Here is a 1,109-nt window from a genome sequence, read left to right as displayed (position 1 = left end):
CGGCCGGTGAAGATCCATTCGTCGCGGTCGCCGACGGGTACGGCGGCGGCGAGTACGGGGTGGTCCACGGGTACTTGGCCGACGGTGGTCATGTCACCGGTGCGGGTGCCGGGGGTTACCCAGTAGTGCTGGTGTTGGAAGGGGTAGGTGGGCAGGGGGATGTGGTGTGCGCCGGTGCCGGTGTAGAGGGCGGGCCAGTTGATGGTGACGCCTGCGGTGTGTGCTTCGGCCAGGGAGGTGATGAAGCGCTGGGGGCCGCCGTCGTCGCGGCGCAGGGAGCCGACCACGGCGGCGCGGCCTTGGGTGGTGTCCTCGACAGCCATGGTGAGGACCGGGTGGGGTGACATCTCCAGGAAGCAGCCGGCGCCGTTGTCGGTCAGGGCTCGGACGGCGGGTTCGAAGCCGACGCGGCCGCGGAGGTTGTCGTACCAGTAGGCGGCGTCCAGGGATGCGGTGTCGAGGTAGCGGTTCTCGGTGGTGGAGTAGAAGCGGATCTGGCCCGAGCGGGGTGTGATCGGTGCGAGGATCTGGTGCAGTTCGGTTTTGATGGTCTCGACCTGGGCTGAGTGTGAGGCGTAGTCGACCGCGATGCGGCGGGTGCGGATGTCCTCGCTCTCGCACCGTGTTGCCAGGGCGTCCAGTGCTGCGGGTTCGCCTGCGACGACGATGGCGGTGGGTCCGTTGACGGCGGCGATGGAGATGCGCCCTTGGTGTGGGGTGAGGAGTTTTTCCACGTGTTCGACCGGGGCGGCGATGGACATCATTCCGCCGTGTCCTGCCAGGCGTTCGCGGACCAGGCGGCTGCGCAGGGCGACTATGCGGGCGCCGTCTTCCAGGGAGAGTCCGCCTGCGACGCATGCGGCGGCGATTTCGCCTTGGGAGTGGCCGATGACGGCTGAGGGTTCTACGCCCAGGGAGCGCCAGAGTCCGGCCAGTGAGACCATGACGGCCCATAGTGCGGGTTGGACGACGTCCACGCGGTCCAGTGAGGGGGCGTCCTCGGTTGCCCGCAGCACCTGGTCCAGGGACCAGTCCACGAAGGGTTCGAGTGCGTGGGCGCATGCGGCCATGTGCTCGGCGAAGACCGGCGAGGAGTCCAGCAACTCCAC

1 protein-coding gene is annotated in these 1,109 nt (G+C 68.4%); it reads right to left on the bottom strand.

What is annotated here, in order from left to right:
- A partial coding sequence (locus tag JK363_RS41300; protein ID WP_201883470.1) for an acyltransferase domain-containing protein occupies positions 1-1,109 on the bottom strand: 1,109 nt, incomplete at both ends.

The sequence above is a fragment of the Streptomyces coffeae genome (genome assembly GCF_016741875.1).
Classification (GTDB): Bacteria; Actinomycetota; Actinomycetes; order Streptomycetales; family Streptomycetaceae; genus Streptomyces; species Streptomyces coffeae.
The sequence above is the reverse complement of the archived record's forward strand: the minus strand, read 5'-3'. Positions and strand labels throughout refer to the sequence as shown.